Source organism: Streptomyces sp. WELS2, assembly GCF_013870595.1.
Lineage (GTDB): Bacteria > Actinomycetota > Actinomycetes > Streptomycetales > Streptomycetaceae > Streptomyces.
Window position 1 is genome coordinate 1 of sequence record NZ_JACBWZ010001232.1, and the last position, 1391, is coordinate 1391.

The 1391-nt window shown below is 75.2% G+C and carries 2 protein-coding genes; one reads left to right on the forward strand and one right to left on the reverse strand.

Going from position 1 to position 1391, the window contains the following annotated elements:
- Positions 1-363, reverse strand: a 363-nt coding sequence (locus H5J33_RS35280; protein WP_181798721.1) for an AraC family ligand binding domain-containing protein, incomplete at its 3' end; no start/stop codon positions are given.
- A 127-nt stretch (positions 364-490) separates the two neighbouring features.
- Between H5J33_RS35280 and H5J33_RS35285 the strand changes: the two genes are divergently transcribed.
- The coding region (locus H5J33_RS35285) for a beta-galactosidase (RefSeq protein ID WP_181798722.1) at positions 491-1391 on the forward strand (901 nt) is incomplete at its 3' end.

Genomic DNA, 1391 nt, shown 5'->3' on the forward strand with positions numbered 1-1391 from the left:
GTCGGCGAGCGGGGTCACGGGCCGGTCGGGGTCGATGTAGCCGAGTTCGCGGTAGGCGGCCGTGGCGGGGCCGGTGAAGTCGACGAAGCCCTCGTCCCAGCCGGTGTCCGGGTCGGGCGCGTAGTGGTGGGGCACGCCGGGGGTGAGCCAGAGCAGCGCGGGCGCGGTGACGGTCGTGCGGCGGCCGTCGGCGCCCCGGTACCAGCCGCCGCCGGAGCTGATCACCACGGCCACGTGGTGGTCGAGGGTGCGCGGGCCGACCGTGGGCAGCGCGCCGTGCTGGAGGCCGACGCCGAGGCAGACCAGACCGAGGCGGTGGTGGGCGGGGCCGGGGCTGAAGAACCGCATCCAGGTCCGGTACATCGGCGCTCCTCCCGGCGGGCTGTGCGGCGCGGTTTTGTCCAAGCAGCGCCGATCTTCGTCCATGGCGCCGGGTGCCGGAAGGGGGCGAGGCTGGGGCGGACGCGGCGGGCCGGGGCGGGGAGGGCGCTTGAGCGGGTTCACGGTGGGGGAATCGGGGTTCCTGGCGGACGGGCGGCCGGTGCGGCTGCTGTCCGGGGCGCTGCACTACTTCCGGGTGCACGAGGCCCAGTGGGGGCACCGGCTGGCGATGCTGCGGGCGATGGGCCTGAACTGCGTGGAGACGTACGTCCCGTGGAATCTGCACGAGCCGCGCCCGGGAGTCTTCCGGGACGTGGAGGCGGTCGGCCGGTTCCTGGACGCGGTCGGCGCGGCGGGGATGCGGGCGATCGTGCGGCCGGGTCCGTACATCTGTGCCGAGTGGGAGAACGGCGGGCTCCCGGCGTGGCTGACGGGCGAGGTGGGCACGCGCGCGCGTACGCGTGACGCGCGCTACCTGGCCCGCGTCCGCTCCTGGTTCGCCCGGCTGCTGCGGGAGGTCGTGCCCCGCCAGAGCGACCGGGGCGGGCCGGTGGTCCTGGTCCAGGTGGAGAACGAGTACGGCAGCTACGGCAGCGACACCGGCTATCTGGAGGAGCTGGCCGGTGTGCTGCGGGCCGAGGGGGTCACCGCGGCGCTGTGCACCTCGGACGGTCCGGAGGACCACATGCTGAGCGGGGGTTCGCTGCCGGGGGTGCTGGCCACGGTGAATTTCGGCTCCCACGCGCGCGTGGCGTTCGGCACGCTGCGCCGGCACCGCCGGGAGGGCCCGCTGATGTGCATGGAGTTCTGGTGCGGCTGGTTCGACCACTGGGCCGGTGAGCACGCCGTACGGGATCCGGCCGAGGCCGCCGGGGCGCTGCGGGAGGTCCTGGAGTGCGGGGCGTCGGTGAACCTGTACCTGGCGCACGGCGGCACGAGTTTCGGGGGCTGGGCGGGCGCCAACCGGGGCGGCGCGCTGCACGAGGGCCCGCTGGAGCCGGACGTGACCT